The 17,975-nt window shown below is 62.2% G+C and carries 13 protein-coding genes and 1 riboswitch; of the genes, 8 read left to right on the top strand and 5 right to left on the bottom strand.

Going from position 1 to position 17,975, the window contains the following annotated elements; genetic code table 11:
- Window positions 1-45: 45 nt before the first annotated feature.
- Entirely contained in the window at window positions 46-1,110 is a 1,065-nt protein-coding gene (locus GRI38_RS05975; protein ID WP_237487361.1) for a cell wall hydrolase, read from the bottom strand.
- Between the two features lie 371 nt (window positions 1,111-1,481).
- Window positions 1,482-1,675, top strand: a riboswitch (cobalamin riboswitch).
- Between the two features lie 92 nt (window positions 1,676-1,767).
- On the opposite strand from GRI38_RS05975, the gene GRI38_RS05970 reads away from it, so the two are divergent.
- From GRI38_RS05970 to GRI38_RS05950, 5 genes are read left to right on the top strand one after another with little or no spacing between them, the layout of a single operon-like run.
- Window positions 1,768-3,708, top strand: a complete 1,941-nt coding sequence (locus GRI38_RS05970) for a TonB-dependent receptor plug domain-containing protein (protein WP_160681967.1) — start codon at window positions 1,768-1,770, stop codon at window positions 3,706-3,708.
- Window positions 3,705-4,535 carry an ABC transporter substrate-binding protein gene (locus GRI38_RS05965; RefSeq protein ID WP_160681966.1) on the top strand — a complete coding sequence of 277 codons (831 nt, stop codon included), beginning with the start codon at window positions 3,705-3,707 and terminating at the stop codon, window positions 4,533-4,535. The genes GRI38_RS05970 and GRI38_RS05965 overlap by 4 nt, the downstream gene beginning before the upstream one ends.
- Window positions 4,532-5,500 (top strand): FecCD family ABC transporter permease, encoded by a 969-nt coding sequence (locus tag GRI38_RS05960; protein WP_160682484.1) that lies wholly within the window; start codon window positions 4,532-4,534, stop codon window positions 5,498-5,500. Before GRI38_RS05965 ends, GRI38_RS05960 begins: the two co-directional genes overlap by 4 nt.
- Window positions 5,497-6,234, top strand: coding sequence for an ABC transporter ATP-binding protein (locus GRI38_RS05955; protein ID WP_160681965.1), 738 nt, complete (start codon window positions 5,497-5,499; stop codon window positions 6,232-6,234). The genes GRI38_RS05960 and GRI38_RS05955 overlap by 4 nt, the downstream gene beginning before the upstream one ends.
- Window positions 6,215-6,580 (top strand): GCN5-related N-acetyltransferase, encoded by a 366-nt coding sequence (locus tag GRI38_RS05950; protein WP_237487360.1) that lies wholly within the window; start codon window positions 6,215-6,217, stop codon window positions 6,578-6,580. Before GRI38_RS05955 ends, GRI38_RS05950 begins: the two co-directional genes overlap by 20 nt.
- A gap of 21 nt (window positions 6,581-6,601) precedes the next feature.
- Here the strand turns inward: GRI38_RS05950 and GRI38_RS05945 are convergent, their stop codons facing one another.
- Together GRI38_RS05945 and GRI38_RS05940 are read right to left on the bottom strand one after the other, a co-directional pair.
- Window positions 6,602-8,860 carry a M3 family metallopeptidase gene (locus GRI38_RS05945; protein WP_160681964.1) on the bottom strand — a complete coding sequence of 753 codons (2,259 nt, stop codon included), beginning with the start codon at window positions 8,858-8,860 and terminating at the stop codon, window positions 6,602-6,604.
- Between the two features lie 185 nt (window positions 8,861-9,045).
- Window positions 9,046-9,894 carry a lysozyme gene (locus GRI38_RS05940; RefSeq protein WP_237487359.1) on the bottom strand — a complete coding sequence of 283 codons (849 nt, stop codon included), beginning with the start codon at window positions 9,892-9,894 and terminating at the stop codon, window positions 9,046-9,048.
- Between the two features lie 328 nt (window positions 9,895-10,222).
- Here GRI38_RS05940 and GRI38_RS05935 point away from each other — a divergent pair, with 328 nt between their 5' ends.
- A complete protein-coding gene (locus tag GRI38_RS05935; RefSeq protein ID WP_160681963.1) occupies window positions 10,223-11,233 on the top strand; it encodes a hypothetical protein in 1,011 nt (336 codons plus the stop codon).
- A gap of 17 nt (window positions 11,234-11,250) precedes the next feature.
- Here GRI38_RS05935 and GRI38_RS05930 read toward each other — a convergent pair whose 3' ends face one another.
- A complete protein-coding gene (locus GRI38_RS05930) occupies window positions 11,251-12,414 on the bottom strand; it encodes a GGDEF domain-containing protein (protein ID WP_160681962.1) in 1,164 nt (387 codons plus the stop codon).
- A gap of 193 nt (window positions 12,415-12,607) precedes the next feature.
- Between GRI38_RS05930 and GRI38_RS05925 the strand changes: the two genes are divergently transcribed.
- Both GRI38_RS05925 and GRI38_RS05920 read left to right on the top strand, forming a co-directional pair.
- Window positions 12,608-13,864, top strand: a complete 1,257-nt coding sequence (locus GRI38_RS05925; RefSeq protein WP_160681961.1) for a surface lipoprotein assembly modifier — start codon at window positions 12,608-12,610, stop codon at window positions 13,862-13,864.
- A gap of 585 nt (window positions 13,865-14,449) precedes the next feature.
- Complete coding sequence (locus tag GRI38_RS05920; protein WP_160681960.1) at window positions 14,450-15,832, top strand: HupA family protein; 1,383 nt, start codon at window positions 14,450-14,452, stop codon at window positions 15,830-15,832.
- A 416-nt stretch (window positions 15,833-16,248) separates the two neighbouring features.
- Here the strand turns inward: GRI38_RS05920 and GRI38_RS05915 are convergent, their stop codons facing one another.
- Window positions 16,249-17,799, bottom strand: coding sequence for an outer membrane protein assembly factor BamB family protein (locus GRI38_RS05915; protein ID WP_160681959.1), 1,551 nt, complete (start codon window positions 17,797-17,799; stop codon window positions 16,249-16,251).
- Between the last annotated feature and the right edge of the window lie 176 nt (window positions 17,800-17,975).

Raw genomic sequence — 17,975 nt, 5'->3', positions numbered from 1 at the left:
ACGGCGGCGTTTACCGTAATTTCGAGGTTACGCAGGCCCGCTGATTTACTCGCTGCCTTCGCGCAGGGAGCCGCCATCACCTGCCTTGAGGCGCGACCCTTCGCCGGCCACCTTGAGCGTGCCCGCCCCGTCGGCCTTCAATCGCGGCGTTGCCGAGCCGACCTTCAATTCGCCGCGCCGCTTGTCCTCCGTCCATTTCGACGGAGCCGGCGTCGGTTCGATCGGCGGATCGACCGTGATCGGTGCGCTGTCGCCTAGGGACTGCTCGATGGCTGCAGCCGTTCCCTCGATCTCGTCGATGGGCATGGTCAGCAGCGTCTCGTCGAGCGTTCCGGGTGAGCGGCGCGCATCGAAGCTCGCCGCGGCCCGCTCGAACCCGGCATGACGCACGTTGAATGCGCCCGGCGTTCCGGCACGCCCGTTCCAGCGATAGAAGCGGTGATTCCCGATCGCTCCGAGCGGGTGCAGCCGCGGGGCCCAGATCGGGCTGACCGCATGGGTGTGGTAATGCGTCGCCAAGCCAACCTTGCGATCGACTTCGCCTGACAAGGCATCGTTCGCAATTTCGAGAGCGCGGGCATAGATCTGCCGATTGGGACGCCGCATCAGCGACCCGTCGCAGGTGAAGGTGAACTGGCACCCCGTCGCGCGTTCGGAGCCCTGGAAGACGACCTGGCACACGCTGGCGGGATAGGCAGGATGCGAGACGCGGTTGAGAACGACCTGCGCTACGGCGCGCTGTCCCTCGATACCTTCGCTTGCCGCCTCGTAATAGACGGCCATTGCAAGGCATTCGGCGGCGCGGGCGCGGTCGGCCCGCGTTCCGTTGAACACGAAGGAGCGCGCTGCCGGACCGGCATCGGCGATCGGCGCGGCAGAAATCTTCGCGAAGGCGCTATTTGGATCGATCACGGCCTGCTCAATCGTGTTTCCGCCCAGCGGGGGTGCGTAGAGGCCGGGCTTCATTGCCGAGGGCAGCGTGCCGTCCTCGGCCATCGGCCCCTGTCCGGCAATGGGAGAGACTGCCGATACCGAATTGACCGTCCCGATCGTGCCGATGCCGAGCATGGCGAACATCGCGAGCGGGGTCGCGACCTTCCACTTGGGCATGGCCCGGATTCTCACGGCTAGCAGCATATGGAACTCAAAGAGGCCTTTCAGCATTGGTTCCCGCGCGAAAGAGCGGGTCGGAAACGGTTTCCTACGGCGCCAGAAAGCGCCCCGGGCGATGCGGTTCCCTACGATAGCCGTAGCGATCCCCAATCTCCGGTAATATTCGTCCCTCGCATAGCGAATATGCGTCCCGTCCATGCGCTCGAACATACCCTCGCGAAGCGCTGCGGGCGAGTCCGCCCGACAGCAACGTTCCTATTCGGGACAGAGTTTTGCACGTTCGTGTAGTTCGGCGGGCGCCGTTCACGCAAAGATGCCTCCGAGTGCACGCGTGCAAGGCGCTTGTCCGCAAAAGCGCAAAGGCGTAGGGGCGTGCCCGAGTCATGGGTTGCCTGCCGCAGGGTGGGCCTAAGAGGGAAGCCGGTGTCACAATCCGGCGCTGCCCCCGCAACTGTGACCGGCGAGGTTCAGCCCGATGATGCCACTGCGCCATATGCGCGGGAAGGCCGGGCGAAGCGTTCGAGCCGGAAGCCAGGAGACCTGCCCAAGACCCGTCGTTAGGCCGCGAGCGGGGTGTCTCGTCGGTCGAGCGGAAGGCGTGTCTGTCGCGCGCCTCCCGTCATGGGCGGATTTTGCCACATGACAGGAGGTTCTATGTATAAATATCTGTTATTGCTCACTTGTTCGCTCGTACCCTGCGCTGCATCGGCGCAGCAGACCGATGAGGTCGAGGAGCGCGTCGATCCGGATTGGAATGCCCCCGGTCATGCTGGCTTCGAGCCGGTCGAGCCGACCATCACCGTTACGGCGAACGGTCTCTCCACCGCCGTCGCCAATACCGGACAACCCGTCACCTTCATCGAGCGCGAAGAGATCGAAGCGGTGCAGGGCGCCGATCTGCAGCGCGTCCTGCGCCGCGCGCCCGGCGTCACCCTGACGCGGAACGGTCCGGTCGGCAGCTTTTCCGGCATATCGGTGCGCGGAGCGAGCGCCGATCAGTTGCTCGTCGTGGTGGATGGCGTCCGCGTGGCCGATCCCGCTTCGCCCGCCGGGGGCTTCGACAGCGGCAATCTCTTGACCGGCAATGTCGGCAAGCTCGATCTGCTGCGCGGTTCCAATTCCGTGGTGTGGGGCGCCGATGCCATAGCGGGCGTGCTGGCCGTCTCGACCCGCGCCGAAACCGGCGCCGAGGCGAGCGTCGAATACGGCTCGCGCGATACGCTCTTCGCCAATGCCGCCGCCGGTCATGCAGGCGAGAGATATTATGCGGGATTGACCGCAAGCCATTACGATAGCGATGGATTTTCCGCTGCCGCCAGTGGCGAGGAGAATGACGGATTTCGACAGACGGCAGTTTCGGGAAGCGCGTTCTACGACCTGACAGATGATGTCGAGCTGTTCGCCAATGCCCGCTATGGCACCGGACGGTTGGAGATCGACGGCTTCGCGCCGCCGGACTATCTCGCGCTCGGTGATACCGAGGAAGTGCAGGACACCGATCAGTTCTCCGGCGCGCTCGGCGCGACCTATTACGGACAGGACCTGACCCTGCGCGGCAGCTACTCGCTGTCCGATACCGAACGTACCAATTTCGCGAGCGACGCGCGCATCGCGGAAGGCTTTGCCAGCGACGGACGCTCGGAACGATGGGCCTTGCGCGCGGAATATCGCCTGATCGGAGGGCTGTCGCTCGCCTATGGCGGCGAATATGAGGAAACGCGCCTTGCAACAAGCTTTGGCGGCATTGCGAGCGATGCGGCCGAGACGTCCATCGTCGGCGGCTATGCGCAGGCCGGCTGGGTCTTGGGCGATCTCGCGGCACATCTGGGTGCGCGCTACGACAAGCACGAGGATTTCGGCGGACAGACGAGCTTCGGCGGCGATGTAAGCTACGGCCTGCCGGGCGACTGGCGTATCCGGGCCAGCTTCGGGGAGGGGTTCAAGCCGCCCAGCCTGTTCCAGCTGTTCTCCGACTTCGGCAATCCGGTCCTGCAACCCGAGGAAAGCACGAGCTTCGATATCGGCGTGGAAAAGGGTTCGCGCGGCGCCTCGCCCTATTACCTCTCCTTGACAGCGTTTCGCAGGGATAGCGATAACCTCATTGATTTCATTGGCTGTTCGGTCGCGATCCCCATTTGCATCGACCGCCCCTTCGGTACCTATGACAATGTCGGCGAGGCGCGAGCCCAGGGGATCGAGGTGGAAGCCGGCGCGCAACTTTCCCGCGGCTTCAGCATCGGCGGCCAGTACAGCTTCATCGATAGCGAGAACCGCACGGACGGTTCGCCGAACGAGGGTAACCGGCTCGCCCGCCGGCCCCGCCATGCCGCCACGCTGTTCGCCGACTGGCAGAGCGCCGTCGGCCTTACGCTTGGCGCCGATCTGCGGTTCGTCGGCGGCAGTTATGACGATCCCGGCAATATCGTCCACCTCGACAGCTACGGCGTGCTCGACCTGCGCGTGGAATACGCGCTGAGCGGCAAGTTGACTGCCTTCGGCCGGATTGAGAATGTGTGGGACGAGGATTACGCGACGGCGGCGGGCTACGCCTCAGCGGGGCGGGGCGTCTTCGCCGGAGTGAGGGCGTCGCTGTGATCCGCGCCGCGCTGCCAGTTCTGGCGGCGCTGGGGCTGGGCAGCTGCGCGCCTGCCGCGCCCCACCCGTCTGCAGAGGCCGCGCACCCGCGTATTGCCAGCCTTAACCCGTGTCTCGACGCGATCCTCGTCGAGGTGGCAAGGCCGGGCCAGGTAGCGGCGCTTTCGCATTACAGTCGCGACCCTTCAGCCAGTTCAATCCCTTCCGCCGTCGCCCGCCGCTATCGGACGACCGGCGGCACGGTCGAGGAACTGATTGCGCTGGAGCCGGACATCGTGCTCGCCTCGACCTTCACCGATCCGGCGACCCGCAGCGCGATGGAGCGGCTGGACATGCGCGTCGCGACTTTCGGCATCGCGGGCAGCGTCGCCGACAGCCTCGCTCAGGTCGAGGAAATCGGGCGCATCGCAGGTCGTCAGGAAGCCGCCCGGCGCCTCGCCGAGCGGATCGAGGGCGCCGTTGCGAAAGCGCGCGCGGACGAAGGTCCGGGGCCGAGCATCGCCTTGTGGCAGCCCGGCGGCATCGTGCCGGGCGAAGCGGCGCTGGTCTCACAGCTTGTAAGGATCGCCGGATTTACGAGCAGTTCGGTGACGAGGGGCATGGAGCAGGCCGACTATCTCGACCTCGAGAGCATCATCGCCGACCCGCCCGACATCCTGCTCGTCGCGGGCAGTGAAACCGGGCAGCAGCATCCGGTCCTCGGTCGTATCGACGGGATGGAGCGCGTGCCGTTCGACACCTCGCTCATCTATTGCGGTGGGCCGACCATCATCGCGGCGCTGGAACGACTGACGACGATCCGCGAAGAATGGCGGGCGCGACGATGAGCCGCGCGACGATCATCTTCGGCGCGTTGCTGCTCGTCGCTTTACCGCTGTCGCTGGTCGCCGGGCGGGTGTGGATCGGCGGCGGAGACGTCGCCAATGCGACGCTCATCCTGGCTGAATTGCGCCTGCCTCGCAGCGTCCTGGCCGTGGTCGTCGGCGGAGGGCTGGGAGCAGCGGGTGCGGCCATGCAGGGCTATCTCAGGAACCCGCTCGCCGATCCCGGCCTGTTCGGCATCGCGCCGGGCGCGGCGCTCGGCGCGGTCACCGCCATCTGGCTCGGCCTTGCCGCCAGTCCTTTGGTCCTGCCGCTTTTCGCGCTGGTTGGGGCTGGGGCCGCGATGGCCCTGCTAGCGCTGATCGCCGGGCGCAGCGCCTCCGGGCTCGGGCGAGGCATTGCGCTGTTCACCCTCGCCGGGCTGATGGTCGCGAGCCTTGCCGGTGCGTTGACCGCGCTGATGATAAGCCTCGCGCCAAACGCCTTCGCCCTTAGCAACATCGTGCTGTGGCTGAACGGCGCGCTGACCGATCGCAGCTGGCAGGACGTCGCCATTGCCGCACCGCTGACACTGGTCGGCATCCTTCTGTTACGGAGAGCGGGAACGGCGCTCGATGCGATGACACTGGGCGAGGAAGTGGCCCGCTCCCTCGGCATCGATGCGCGGAGGCTCCTGTGGTTGCTGATTGCCGGGGTGGGTCTGACCGTCGGGGCGGGAGTCGCCGTTGCGGGCATCATCGGGTTCGTCGGCCTGATCGTGCCGCATCTCGTCCGCCCGCTGACCGACCGGCGACCCTCGCGCCTGATCGTGCCGAGCGCTTTGGCAGGCGCCCTGCTGGTGCTGGTCGCCGATAGCGTGGTGCGTATCCTGCCGCTGGTCACGGAACTGCGCCTCGGCATCGCGCTGAGCCTGATCGGTGCGCCCTTCTTCCTGTGGCTGCTCGTGCGGATGCGGAGGGGGTGGGCATGACACTCGAAGCGCAGAACGCAGGCCTTGCAGGAAGGCTGACCAACGTCACCGCGCAATTTGTGCCCGGCAAGATTACCGCTATTTGCGGGCCGAATGGAGCGGGCAAGTCGACATTGCTGAAATTGCTCGCCGGACTGCTCGCTGCCGATGCGGGACGCATCGAGTTCGACGGTGGCGCGATGTCCGACCTTCATCCCCGCGAACGGGCCAAGGTAATCGGCTATCTGCCGCAATCCGCCGAAGTCGCGTGGGACGTGCCGGTCCGCAACATCGTCGCACTGGGACGCATCCCGCATCGCGATGGGGCGAGCGAGCCGGTCGCCGAGGCAATGGCCGCGCTCGACTTGTCGGACCTCGCGGAACGGCGAGCACTGACCCTGTCGGGCGGCGAGACGGCGCGCATGTTGCTGGCGCGTGTCCTTGCAGGAGAGCCGCGCTGGATCCTCGCCGACGAGCCGTTCGCTGCGCTCGACCTTGCCCATCGCGAGCGATTGCTGCGGCAGTTCCGAATTGAAGCGGCGAAGGGACGCGGCGTTGTGGTCGTCATGCACGATCTGGCACTGGCGAGAAATCATGCCGACCGCGTTCTGGTGCTGGAAAAGGGGCGCATGGCGGCGATGGGCGAGCCGGAAGGAACCTTGTCGAGCGCACTCATCGAAAAGGTCTGGGGCGTGAAGGCGCGCTGGATCGGGGAGCCGGGGCAAAGCGCTCTTCTTGTCGATCCGCTGGGTTGACGAGTCAGCCCTGCAAGCCGGTTGGCTAGGCCATGCGAGCGCCTATATCGAGGCGATGGAACGGCAACTGCTCGTCGAGGAATGGCTGCAACTGACGCGGGAGGCGATGCCCTCCGCCGCGCGCAGGAAACGCTGGTCCGTGCGGTTCGATCACTGCTTTCAGCGCATCCTGCTCGACAACGCGGTCGGCGGCCGATGGTACGATCACATCGCGCGTCCGGCCTATCGCAATGCGAGCGATGACCTGCTTCGCGAGGCGATCAGGCTCGGCAAGGCTGCCCTTATGGGCAAGGAAGACCTTGCCGATCTGAACCGCAAGTCGCTCGAATGGCGGGGGCAGCGTTAGCGCCGCCCCCCGCGCACATTATTACTCGACGGGATCGATGCCCGCCGTATCGCTCGGCAATTCGCCGTCGGAAATGTCCTCCGCTTCGCCTTCGCCGCCCGCGACGAGGCCGCGTGCTTCGAGCATCGGGGTAACATCAGGTTGGCGCCCGGCGAAGTTCTCGAACATCTCGAAATAGTCCATCGTGCCGCCCCGGCTCAAAACCGTGTCGCGGTAATGGTCGCCATTGGCGCGCGTCAGGCCGCCATTTTCGAGGAACCACTTACGGCTGTCGCGGTCGAGCATCTCGGTCCACAGATAGCTGTAATAACCGGCCGAATAGCCCGACGGGTTCGAGAAGATGTGGTTGAAATAGCTGCTGCGATAGCGCGGCGGCACGAGGTCGATCTCGAGCCCGAGATCTTCCAGCGCATCGCGCTCGAACGCATCGACCTGAGCCGGCGTGGTGATCGCCGCCGCTTCCTGAGGCGACAGCGCATGCCATTTCATGTCGAGCAGCGCCGCTTCGACCACTTCGCCGAAATCGTAGCCCTGGTTGAATTGCGCCGCGGCTTCGATCTTCTCGATGAGTTCGGCGGGAATCGTTTCGCCCGTCTCGTAGTGCTTGGCATAATTGCGCAGCACCTCGGGATAGGTCGCCCACAACTCGTTCACCTGGCTCGGATATTCGACGAAGTCGCGCGCCGTCGCCGTTCCCGACAGGGAGGCAAAGCGCTGATCCGCGAAGAGGCCGTGCAGCGCATGGCCGAATTCGTGGAAGATCGTGTTGACGTTGTCGAAGCTGACGAGTTGCGGCTGGCCTTCGGCGGCCTGCGGAATGTTCAGCACGTTGTAGATGACGGGCTTCGTTCCATAGAGGTCGCTCTGGTCGACGAAATTGCCCATCCACGCGCCGCCGCGCTTCGAAGGGCGCTGAAACGGATCGAAGTAGAAGATGCCGAGTTCGCTGCCGTCTCGGTCGAAGACGGTGTAGGTCGTGACGGTCGGATGATAGACCGGCAGGTCAGTGCGCTTTTCGAAGGACAGGCCGTACAGCTTGTTCGCGGCGTAGAAAACACCGTCCTCGAGAACGCTGGTCAGTTCGAAATAGGGCTTTACCGCGTTCTCGTCGAGGTCGTAGCGCGCCTTGCGCACCTGCTCGGCATAGCGATACCAGTCCCACGGCTTGACCTCGAAATCGCCGCCATCCGCTGCGATCTGCTCGTTGAGGAGAGCCGCTTCGCGCCGCTGCGTCGCGGCGAGGGCGGGGACCATCTGCTCCATGAAGTCGAGCGCGGTCTGCGGGTTCTTCGCCATGCGGTCGTACATCGCGTAGCTCGCCCAGTCGGGCTGGTCGAACAGCGCCGCCTTCTGGGCACGAAGCTTTGCAATTTCGGCGAGCAGCAGGCGCGTATCATTGTCGTCGCCCATCACCGCGCGATTATAGGACAGCTTGAACAGGCGTTCGCGCGTCTCGCGGTTTTCAAGATTGGGAAGCAGCGGCTGTTGCGTCGTGTTCTGGAGTGCGATGGCATATTTGCCCGGCTGTCCGCGCTCTTCCGCCAGCTTGGCGGCGGCCGCGATCTCGTCGTCGGACAGGCCGGCCAAGGCCGCGGCGTCATCGACGATCAGAGCGTTCTCGTTCGTGGCGTTGCGCACGCGCTGGGAAAACTCGGTGGTCGTTTCACTGAGCCGGGTGTTGATCGCCTTGACCTGCTCCTTTTCCGCAGCCGTCAGCAAGGCTCCGGACTGGACGAAGCCGTCATAGGTCTCTTCCAGCAGCTTGGCGTCCTCGGGCGTCATGCTCATCGCGGCGCGATTGTCGTAAACCGCCTTCACGCGGGCGAAGAGTTCGGGATCGAGGCTGAAGCTGTCATAATGCGCGGCGAGTTCCGGGCCGACCTCCGCGTCGATCGCATCGAGCGTGTCGTTCGTATTCGCGCCCGTCAGCGCATAGAACACCGTCGAAACACGGTTCAACATCCGGCCCGAGGTTTCGAGCGCGACGATCGTGTTTTCGAAGGTAGGTGCTTCGGGATTTGCCTTGATAGCCTCAATTTCCGCCTTGTGGATGGCCATCGCCTGCTCGAAGGCCGGCATGAAGTCGTCATCCGAAATTGCGGTGAAATCGGGCGCATGGAAGGGCAGGTCGCTGTCGGAGGCGAAATAGCCGGTCGCTTGCGGAATGGCAGGGGCCTGCGTCTGCGACACGGTGCGCGTCGTAGCGTTGTCTTCAGCCATGGTGGAACAAGCCGAGAGCAGGGCGCCGGTAGCGCTGGCGGTCAGCAATTTCTTGATCATGCGACATAATCTCCGATGTTTCTTTGTTCCGCACAGGCGCGAGGAAGTCGCGCCGCGAGGCAATGGAGGGCTTCAAGAGCAAAGTGCTTTCCTTTGCAACCTGTTCCCCGCATGCGTCGGCGGATAGTGGATTAACATCGTGGGTAGCAGGCCGCGCATCGCCTGCGGATGAACTGAGCGACCCGTCAGGTAAACTGACCGCTGCCGATCTCGCGGGGATCGTCGTAAGATGCTTCCATGAAGATGTTGGCGCGTCGCTCGCTGCGATAGATCAGGCCCTTCGCCTTGCTTCCTGCGGCATGGTGATAGGAGAGTTCATCCGCAATACCCTGGTAATCGCCGCTGGCAATCGCCTGGTTAAGGCGCGGGCTTGCGCGCTCGGAAACATTGCCTTCGCCGACATTGAAGATGAGATCAACGAGAGCATCGAATTCGTGCTGGTGAACGGGCAGATCGCCGAGCAGGCGGACGGCGGCACGCTCCGCGATGCGCAGATCCTTTTCGAGCAAATCGAGAATTTGGTCGTCGCTGATCCGGTCGCCGACGGATAGCCCGTCATCCGGCGTCACCAGATGGCCGACGCCAACGGTCGGATTGCCTGCAACATCGAGATAGACGGTCTTGCGCGCGCCTTCCTCCTCGATCATCGCCTGCTTCATTTCGTCGCTCGCCGACAGGAGATGCGCCGGGACCCGGTGTTCGCTCGCATTGAGGACGGAAAGCTGGTGTGCTTCGACGGCGGACGGGGCCATGATGTCGACGGCTCCGGTAGTGATCGCCACGGTTCCCGCAGAAGCGGCGAGCGCGATCTTGCGTTTGCGGCGGCGTTTGCCGCCCGCGTTAGCCCTTCGTTCGAGACGCCGTTCGACCAATCGGCCCTTCAGCCGCGTAATGCGCTGCCTCGAACGATTGGCAGCACGTCCGCCGACGCGCACCACCGAACGATAGGACGGTCGGTAAGTGAGTGATGTAATGGCATGACGATGCTGGATAGGGCGTTCTCCTGTTACGTTCTCCACAATCGGGCCGCGCAAGCGCGACAGATTGTTTCCCGTTCATCTAAATAACGGGCGGACTTGGCGAACGGTCCTCGCTTCGCCGCCACTGGCCTTCAGCTGGCCGTGCCAAAGGGAACGTTCCCCAATTGCAACAAAAAAGCCCGGACGAAGCGCGCTGTCCTGCGAGGGAGGCGGCTTCATCCGGGTCTAGTCTTCGGGTCGCATGGAACCTCTCGGCTCCGCAGTGGGTAATAGGCGCGCTCGCCCTTCATGGCCGTGACGGACATCACAGCGGGAAGATTTCTTTGGCTTTTTCGGCGAGAGCGAACTTGATGCGGGCGAGCGGCCCGCTAAGGCTCATGCCATGCCGACCTCTGCCGAAATCGCCGCCGATCCCCTGTGGCTGCCGCACAAGGCGGATTTTGCCACGCGCCGGATGACATTCGTCCGCCTCCGGCCCGAACGGTTCGCAGAGACCGCCTTCCTTGCGGATCAGCAACCGACCGAAGCCAGCGACAGCGCCAGCCTGTCCTTCGACGAGGTCATCGCGCTCGACTTCCCAACCGGGCCGCTGCATTTCATTTTTCACACAGCGTTCTGCCGCTCGACCTTGCTGGTCCGCGCGCTCAACATCCCTGGGTTCAGTATCGGAATGAGCGAGCCGGGAATCTTCGCCAGCCTCGCAGGGGCCGGGCAGCAGGCGGGACCGCTCCTAAAGCCGGTGCTCGACCTGCTCTCGCGCCCGCATCCGGGCAGGCAGGCCGTGTTCGTCAAGCCGAGCAATCATACGAACATGTTGATCCCGGCGCTGATGGAGGCGCGACCCGATGCGCGGGCGATCCTGATGAGCAACGCGCTGCCCGCCTTCCTCGAGGCGGTGATCCGCAAGGGCATGATGGGGCGCCGCTGGGGTCGGCAGCTGTATCTGGAATTGCAATCCTACGCGACGCTCGATCTCGGCATGGACGGGCGCGAGACCTACCTCATGACCGACCTGCAGGCGGCGGGGGCGGCATGGCTGCTCAACCGGCGATGGTTCGAACTCAACGCCCGCAATGCGGTCGGGCGGGCGGGCGAACGGATGGTCAGTCTAGACGGCGACCGGTTCAACGAGCACAAGGCGGACACCCTTATCGCCGCGCTCAAGCTCGCGGGCATCGATCTGCCCCGCGAACGCGCGGACGCGGTCGGCGCAAGCCCGGTCTTCGGCGAATATTCGAAGGGCGGGAGCGACTTTGCGACCAAGGAGGCGGACGACCGGGCGCGCAGCAGCAGCCCGGTGACCCGCGAGGAAATGGAACAGGTCGGTCAGTGGGTCGGCATGGTGGCAAAGCAGTCGGGTATCGCGATGGAGGTCCCCAGCGACCTTTTCTGAGCGTTGTTGCTTCTGCTTCAGGCTGCGGCTCGCTCGATGCGGTTGCGTCCTCCGCGCTTCGCTGCGAACAGGGCCTTGTCGGCGGCCATGAGAGCCGCTTCGAGCGACGTATCCGGCGCGCATTCCGCCCGGCCGATGGACACTGAAATTTCAAGATCGGGGGCGATGTAGGACAGGTCCAGCGAGCGCATCCGGGCGAGGACGATTTCTGCCACGCCCTTGGCGGCGAGCGAATCGACGCCGCTGAGCAGGACGATGAATTCTTCTCCGCCCGTTCGCACCGCGCAATGCGGTCCGCCCGGTACCTCGCGCGCCACATCGCGCAGGATGCGCGCCGCCTCGACCAGAACGCGGTCGCCCGCGGCATGGCCGAAACGGTCGTTGATCGACTTGAAGTGATCGAGGTCGATCGCCAGCACGTGCCGCTCGACCGGCTGTGCTGCAATCCATCCTTCCATCTCGAAAAAGGCGCGGCGGTTCTTCAAGCCGGTCAGCGGATCGTGCAGCGATAGAAAGTTCGCCTGCTCCAGTGCTTCGGTGAGTTCCTCGCCCAGCCGGTGATTGGCGACGAGGACGGCGGATACGGCATAAGCCTGTCGCGCCATTCCGAGGCTGAATGCGATCACGCCGCCTCCGATGGCGGCGAGGGCGAGGATGTAGACGAGCGCGACGGGCGTCGGATGAATGAACAGCCCCATCGCCAGCGTGCCGCAGAACGAGGCGACGAAGCCGAGCAGGATCTTGGGTAGCGGGCCGAGGACCGCCGCGACGAGCGAGACGCCCACGGTCGCCAGCCCGATGAGCAGCCAGGCGAGCGGTTCGACGGTGGTGTTGCCGAAGATCGGCCATAACAGTACGGCCCAGGTCGCGCCGCTGAAGCACAGGCTCATGCCGAGCAGCCGCAGCGCGCGCAGATAGGGTTTTCTCTTCTTGATCCGGTATGCGAGATGAAGGCTGGCGAGCCGGGTTGCCGCAATAGCAAGGAGGCGCAGGCCTATGGCGACGGTCAGGGCTCCCGACATCGGCAGGATCATCGCGACGATCGCGCAGGCGAGAACGCCGAACAGGTTGGATGTGAACGTCTGGACTTCGCGGTCGGCCAGCGAACGGACCATCTCGCGATGGATCTCCTCGTCCGCGTGGATGATGTCGCGCAGCGAAACGCCGTAAAACCTGTCCATATTCGCTGCTATCCGGCCCGCTTAAGTGTCCCTGCGACCGCTTTACCAAGAACGGGTTAAGACTTTTTTGCCGCCGCAAGAAAGACTTGCTGCCATAGTCTTATCCACTCTACCGTCCGAAAAACCGCGATGGTTTGATAATAGATCTATGCTACCGCACGGCGATCCTTATGGTTACGGTCGCTAGGTTTTCATGTCTTCGAATGTTGTTCGGCTCGCTGCCGCCGTCCTTGTTGCCGTTGCGCCGTTTCCAGTTCTCGCGCAGTCGAACGGTCAGCCGGTCGCCACGCGCGAACTGACGCCGGCGCAATTGTTCGCCTTCGCCGACGCAGCGCGCGATGCCGGCAATTACGAGCTCGCGGAGACAGCCTATCGCGCTCTCGCTACCAATCCCGACGTCGCCCTTCGCAACGAGGCACGCTTCCGCCTCGCGATGATGCTGGCCTACAGCCAGTCGCGGCCACGCGATGCCGAGGTGCTGCTGCGCCAGATCCTCGACGAGCAACCCGAAACGGCCCGCGTCCGCCTCGAACTGGGACGCGTTCTCGCCGATCTCGGCGAAGTGCGCGCGGCCGAGCGCGAATTGCGTGCCGCCCAGGCGGCCGGACTGCCGCCGGAAGTCGAGCGACTGGTGCGCTTCTTCACGGGCCGTCTCAACCAGGCGAAGCCGTTCGGCGTCAACTTCCAGCTCGCTTTCGCGCCCGACACCAACATCAACCGCGCGACGCAGTCCGATACGCTCGAGACAATCATCGGCGATTTCGACCTCAGCGAGGATGCACGGGCGCAATCGGGCATCGGCTTGTCTTCGCGCCTCCGAGCCTTTGCCCGCATTCCGACCGACGAACATGCCACGCTCGCGCTCGGGTTCAACGGCAGCGGGCGCTTCTATCGCGAAAGCGCCTTCAACGACATCATCGTCGGCGGGCAGATCGGCTCCGAGATCCGTTCGGGAACCGACTATATAGAGGTCTCCGGCGTAGCGAACTGGCGCTGGTTCGGCGGAATTTTATACACCAAATCCTATGGCGTGACCGGACGGATGCGCCATCCGCTGAACCCGAGAACGCAGCTCAACCTCGATGCCGCGCTCATCTACAGCGACGACCAGCTCAACGATCTGCGCGATGCTGAAGTCGCGACGGCGTCGGTCGGCCTCGACCGCTCTCTCGATGCGCGCACGGGGATCGGCGGCAGCGTTTCGGCCAGCCGCAACTTTGCCAATGACGAAGGCTACGCGACGGCCTCGGGCGACATCGATTTCTATGCCTATCGCGAGTTCGGCAGCACGACGGCGCTGGTACGGGCAGGCTATTCGCATCTCGAAGCCGACCGGCGGCTTTTTCTTTATCCGGAGCGCCGCAAGGACGATCGTTTCACGACCAGTATTGCAGGAACCTTCCGAAGCTTTCGTGTCGGTACATTCGCCCCGCAAGTTCAACTGAGCTAAGAAAAGAATCTTTCAACTATTGGAATAGATGATTATGACCGTTTCGCAGCCGAAATAGGGATTGTGGCTGCTTTTTAGGGGTTTTCGCAAAATGAATATTCGCGTTGGGTTGCAGGCGTAGGCTTGCGCGATGGCTTTCGCCCTGTCGGCATGTGGTGGCGGGGGCGGGGTCGGCAGTACGCCCCCCTCCGCGGACCGGGGGCCCGGCGCCTTCGCCAAGTCCCTCACCGAGCCCTTCTCCGACGCCAGCCCCGGCACCGGCTCCCACGCCCAGTCCCACTCCCGCTCCGAAGCCGCTACCGACCTCGCTGGTCAATCTTTCGACCGCTTATACGTTTGATGCAGCGGACGGGCGGATCGAAGGGACCATTAGCGCTGAAGGCTCGGTTCAGGACATGGCGGTGTCCGACCCTTCGCTTTCGATCCGATACGACCCGGCAACCATGCGTTACACCCTTTTTCGGTCAGAAGGTGAAAAGGCTTTCACTCAAGCTGAACTAGAGCTCGTCGATGCTACCAACGAGCGGCTTCCCTACAATGGCTACCTTCGGACGCTCTCTAATGGCTCGGAAGAACTGTTCGTCAGTGCCAAATACGCCCACCGCCCGCCTGAACTGGGTAGGACACGGTCAGTATCTGGAGCAGCGCTTCGACGGATCGAAATACAATGTTTCGTCCGACGTTTTTGTTTTCGGCGTGCCGACCGTAGCATCCGCGGTTCCTACGACTGGCAGCGCGACCTACTCGGTAAATTTACTTGGGATGCTTACCGCTAAGAACGAAACGGCCTATCTGCTGATAGGCGGATTCCCCGGGATGTTAACCGCCGATTTCGGTGCGGGAACTGTCTATGTTATCGGAATTTCGAGGTACATCGATCTGATAAACGGGGGCGGCACGGACACCAATGGCTACATCGGTTTCAACTACGAAGGCACGGCAGCGATCGGCTCCTCCGAAACCTTCAGCGGGGAGTTCAATCTCGCCGGTTCCTTGGGATCTTGGAACGGTCAGTTCTTCGGGCGTGGCGCCGAAGAAGTGGGCGCCTACTTTTCAGGCTCATCCGATAGGGTCGATTGCGTCGGCACTTTGGTTGGTTCCAGTAACAACCAGTTCCGCGGTTTCGCTTCTTCCTTGAGGGATCTTGGGGACGCCGCTTCGTGGGATCCGATCGTAGTTGAAGAAATCACCCGGTTCGATCAGGGGACCGGTGCGATCGCTCAGCATTTCATAAAAGTGGTACGTCCAGGTAGCGGTGGCATGATCGGCGATGGCAACGTGCGTTATGATGCCAGGGCGGGGATATGGAACCTTGCAAACACGTTTCCGTTTTTTGCTACAGAAATTGACCCGGATAAAAGTACGTTAGCTTATACCCATTATGGGAATCCATCGATCGTGTCGACGACCGGTGGAGATGGTCTCGTTCTTCTCAACAACACAGCCGATAATCCGCTTGTAGACCTGACCTACACCAAAATGGGATATTGGCAGATGAGCAACGGCTTCGAGACTTGGCGGCACTACGTTGCGTTCGGTTTCAAGACGGATGCCGCGCAAGTCCCTTCAACCGGGTTGGCAAGCTATTCCGGCATCGTCTTGGGCGCCGCAACCAGCCAGGGAGCCGACGATCGTTATTACGATCTGGGGGGTACGACGCAGGTTACTGTCAACTTCAGCGACGGAATGTGGGGCAGCCTCCTCACTCTAATCGGTATCGATCGGGCAACCGGAGCAGAACGCGATTTGGGCAGCTATAGTTCGAGCGATGGGCTAATTTCCGGCAATGAACTGTCGGCCAGCGATCTGTTGAACGGAACCGCGGAGACTGTCGGCTCGATTTTCGGTTATCTGTTCGGGAGCAATCCGGAAGAAGTCGGCGGCGGTTTTTCCGTTACAACCGCCGACCCGGCAATGTCTGATCAGACGCTTGATGCCGCCGGCGTCTTCGTGGGCAAACGCGACTAACCGGCCACATCAACTTCGTCACCGCCCGTCCTGCATATCGCGGGGCGGACATTATTTTTGATGCAAGCGTTACCACATGACCCGAAAGCGGCGTCGCAGGGACTTCCCCCGCGCGTCGCATCGCCTTGGACCATAGCGAACAATTCGGAAACACAGCCGACCCATGACATCAGGCGAAGTTTTAGATTTCGCCGCCGTCTACGCGCGTTGAGATTGCCTCTTCTTGAGAGTCAGCCTGCACACTTCATGAAATGAAGACGAAGCGCTGCGTTCCTCAGCGACCGTCATCATTAAATTTCTCCGTCGAAAGCGCACGCGCGTCTCAGCCTGACCTGATCCACCCGCTCCCTATCTTACGGGGGCGGGAAATCTCGATATTATGTCAGAGAAGCCTCGTTCATCGGTTCAGACTAACGTTACTTATATAGCGAAACTGCCGCGATATGCTTGTCATCTCCGATCAGCAGTTGGTTGTCTGGCGAAATTGCGAGCCACCTTGCGCCACCATCACGTTGCCAGACTATCGGATAATTGGTTTGCGACAAATCGAACGCGTAAGTTTTGCTGGCTGAACTTACGAACAAGAGGTTGCTGGCAATCACGATATTACTGTTTGCCGTCTCGCTATCTGGAAACGCTACGGAAAATGCAACGGATCCAGTTGCCTGATTGATAGCATCAATCAGTTGAAGACCATGCCGGGCGGCGAACAGGCGTCCATTCGCAAAGGCAGGAGCAGTCGTGTAAGAATTTTCGGAAATCCATATTTGCCGTCTCTGTGGGAGGGAATACCCAGCCAGTTTCGTTTCGGAATTGTACATTCGCGGAGAGGAAAAGCCGAAAACAAGTCCATCCGTTCCGATTATGGGCGCGCCGTCCCAGCCATAGCCTCGCCACTCGAAATTCGGATCGGCCATTGAGGTTATTTTCCCGCCAGTAGACCGGTCGAAGACGTCCATGAACGCTCCGGAGTAATAGTACACGTAATCTTGATCGGCAGCGACGCTCTGGCCATCCCAAATGTTACCGCCAGTACCACTAGCCTGCCACAGCAGCGTTCCAGCGACATAATCGAAATTGTATACTTCGTTTCCGTAGTAACCGGCGGCTACGTATACAGAACCATCGAAAACCGTAGGTTGAGCGAAGTCATGCCATTGCGAACCGAACTGCATCTGTTGAAGCAACGTTCCACTCGATGCATCGAGAACCCATTGCGGGTTATTATCCGATGAGTTTTGCATGGATGTGATAAAAACCCGGTTATCGCTGAAGCTCGGGCCGCTGACGTAGGCCTGCTCTCCCAGCGATCGCGTCCATCGTATTGAACCATCCGATGCCCTGAGGGCATGAACCACGCTCGTCCCGAAATATTGCCGCTCGGTTACGAATACGCTTCCGCGAGTGGCCGACATTTCAAGCGTATTGCCATCTGCTGGTGCCCAGCTCCAAGAATCTTCGAAGTCAGCGGGTTCGTACCGAGCCGCGACATAACCCGTGTGCGCGGCATTGCGCTGGAACATGCCCCAGTCGCCCAACTTGACATCGAGGTTCACTGTAAAGGTCTTAGTGGAACCAGGATAAACAGTGCTACAGGCGGCGGTCGTGCAGAGCCGAAACTGCACTTCGCTGGTCGTGGCGCCACCGGCCGCAAGTGGCACGGTCGATAGATTTACGGTGTAGCTCGAACCCGACTGCACCGGGGCGCCATCCAGCACGTATCGCCTACCGCCGATTGCGACATCGGCAACGATCGGGCTGGAAGTGCTTCCCGAGTAGTTTGCCGTGAACCCGAATTTGGCGCTTGCGCCTTCTTCCACGCTGACATTCGCCGAAGTTTGCGAAAGGGTGACGTTCAAATTCGGCGTACTGCCCCCGGTTGGCGGTCTGGATGATCCATCGTCTCCGCCGCAACCAGCGAGTAGAACCATGCCGGAAACCGACACCAATAGTGCGTAAATTTTCATTATGACCCCCAAGTTCGGCCCGCCAGAGCGAGCCGAAAATCCCCCATTAAGTTCGTAGTATTTCTACGATATCTCTAAAAGCGCAAGCCAGATTTAACGCAGCCGGATATTTCGTCGCTGTAGTGCCAGAAAAGCCACCCGCATGCCGGCAAATCCGTAAGCGCACTCGTAATTAG

The organism is Parapontixanthobacter aurantiacus (assembly GCF_009827635.1).
Lineage (GTDB): Bacteria > Pseudomonadota > Alphaproteobacteria > Sphingomonadales > Sphingomonadaceae > Parapontixanthobacter > Parapontixanthobacter aurantiacus.
This window is presented reverse-complemented; position numbering and strand designations above follow the sequence as displayed.

Coding starts and splice junctions, on each gene's coding strand:
- GRI38_RS05955 (WP_160681965.1), top strand. CDS start 5,497: ATGACACTCGAAGCGCAGAACGCAGGCCTTGCAGGAAGGCTGACCAAC.
- GRI38_RS05945 (WP_160681964.1), bottom strand. CDS start 8,860: ATGATCAAGAAATTGCTGACCGCCAGCGCTACCGGCGCCCTGCTCTCG.
- GRI38_RS05925 (WP_160681961.1), top strand. CDS start 12,608: ATGTCTTCGAATGTTGTTCGGCTCGCTGCCGCCGTCCTTGTTGCCGTT.
- GRI38_RS05970 (WP_160681967.1), top strand. CDS start 1,768: ATGTATAAATATCTGTTATTGCTCACTTGTTCGCTCGTACCCTGCGCT.
- GRI38_RS05935 (WP_160681963.1), top strand. CDS start 10,223: ATGCCGACCTCTGCCGAAATCGCCGCCGATCCCCTGTGGCTGCCGCAC.
- GRI38_RS05915 (WP_160681959.1), bottom strand. CDS start 17,799: ATGAAAATTTACGCACTATTGGTGTCGGTTTCCGGCATGGTTCTACTC.
- GRI38_RS05975 (WP_237487361.1), bottom strand. CDS start 1,110: ATGCCCAAGTGGAAGGTCGCGACCCCGCTCGCGATGTTCGCCATGCTC.
- GRI38_RS05930 (WP_160681962.1), bottom strand. CDS start 12,414: ATGGACAGGTTTTACGGCGTTTCGCTGCGCGACATCATCCACGCGGAC.
- GRI38_RS05960 (WP_160682484.1), top strand. CDS start 4,532: ATGAGCCGCGCGACGATCATCTTCGGCGCGTTGCTGCTCGTCGCTTTA.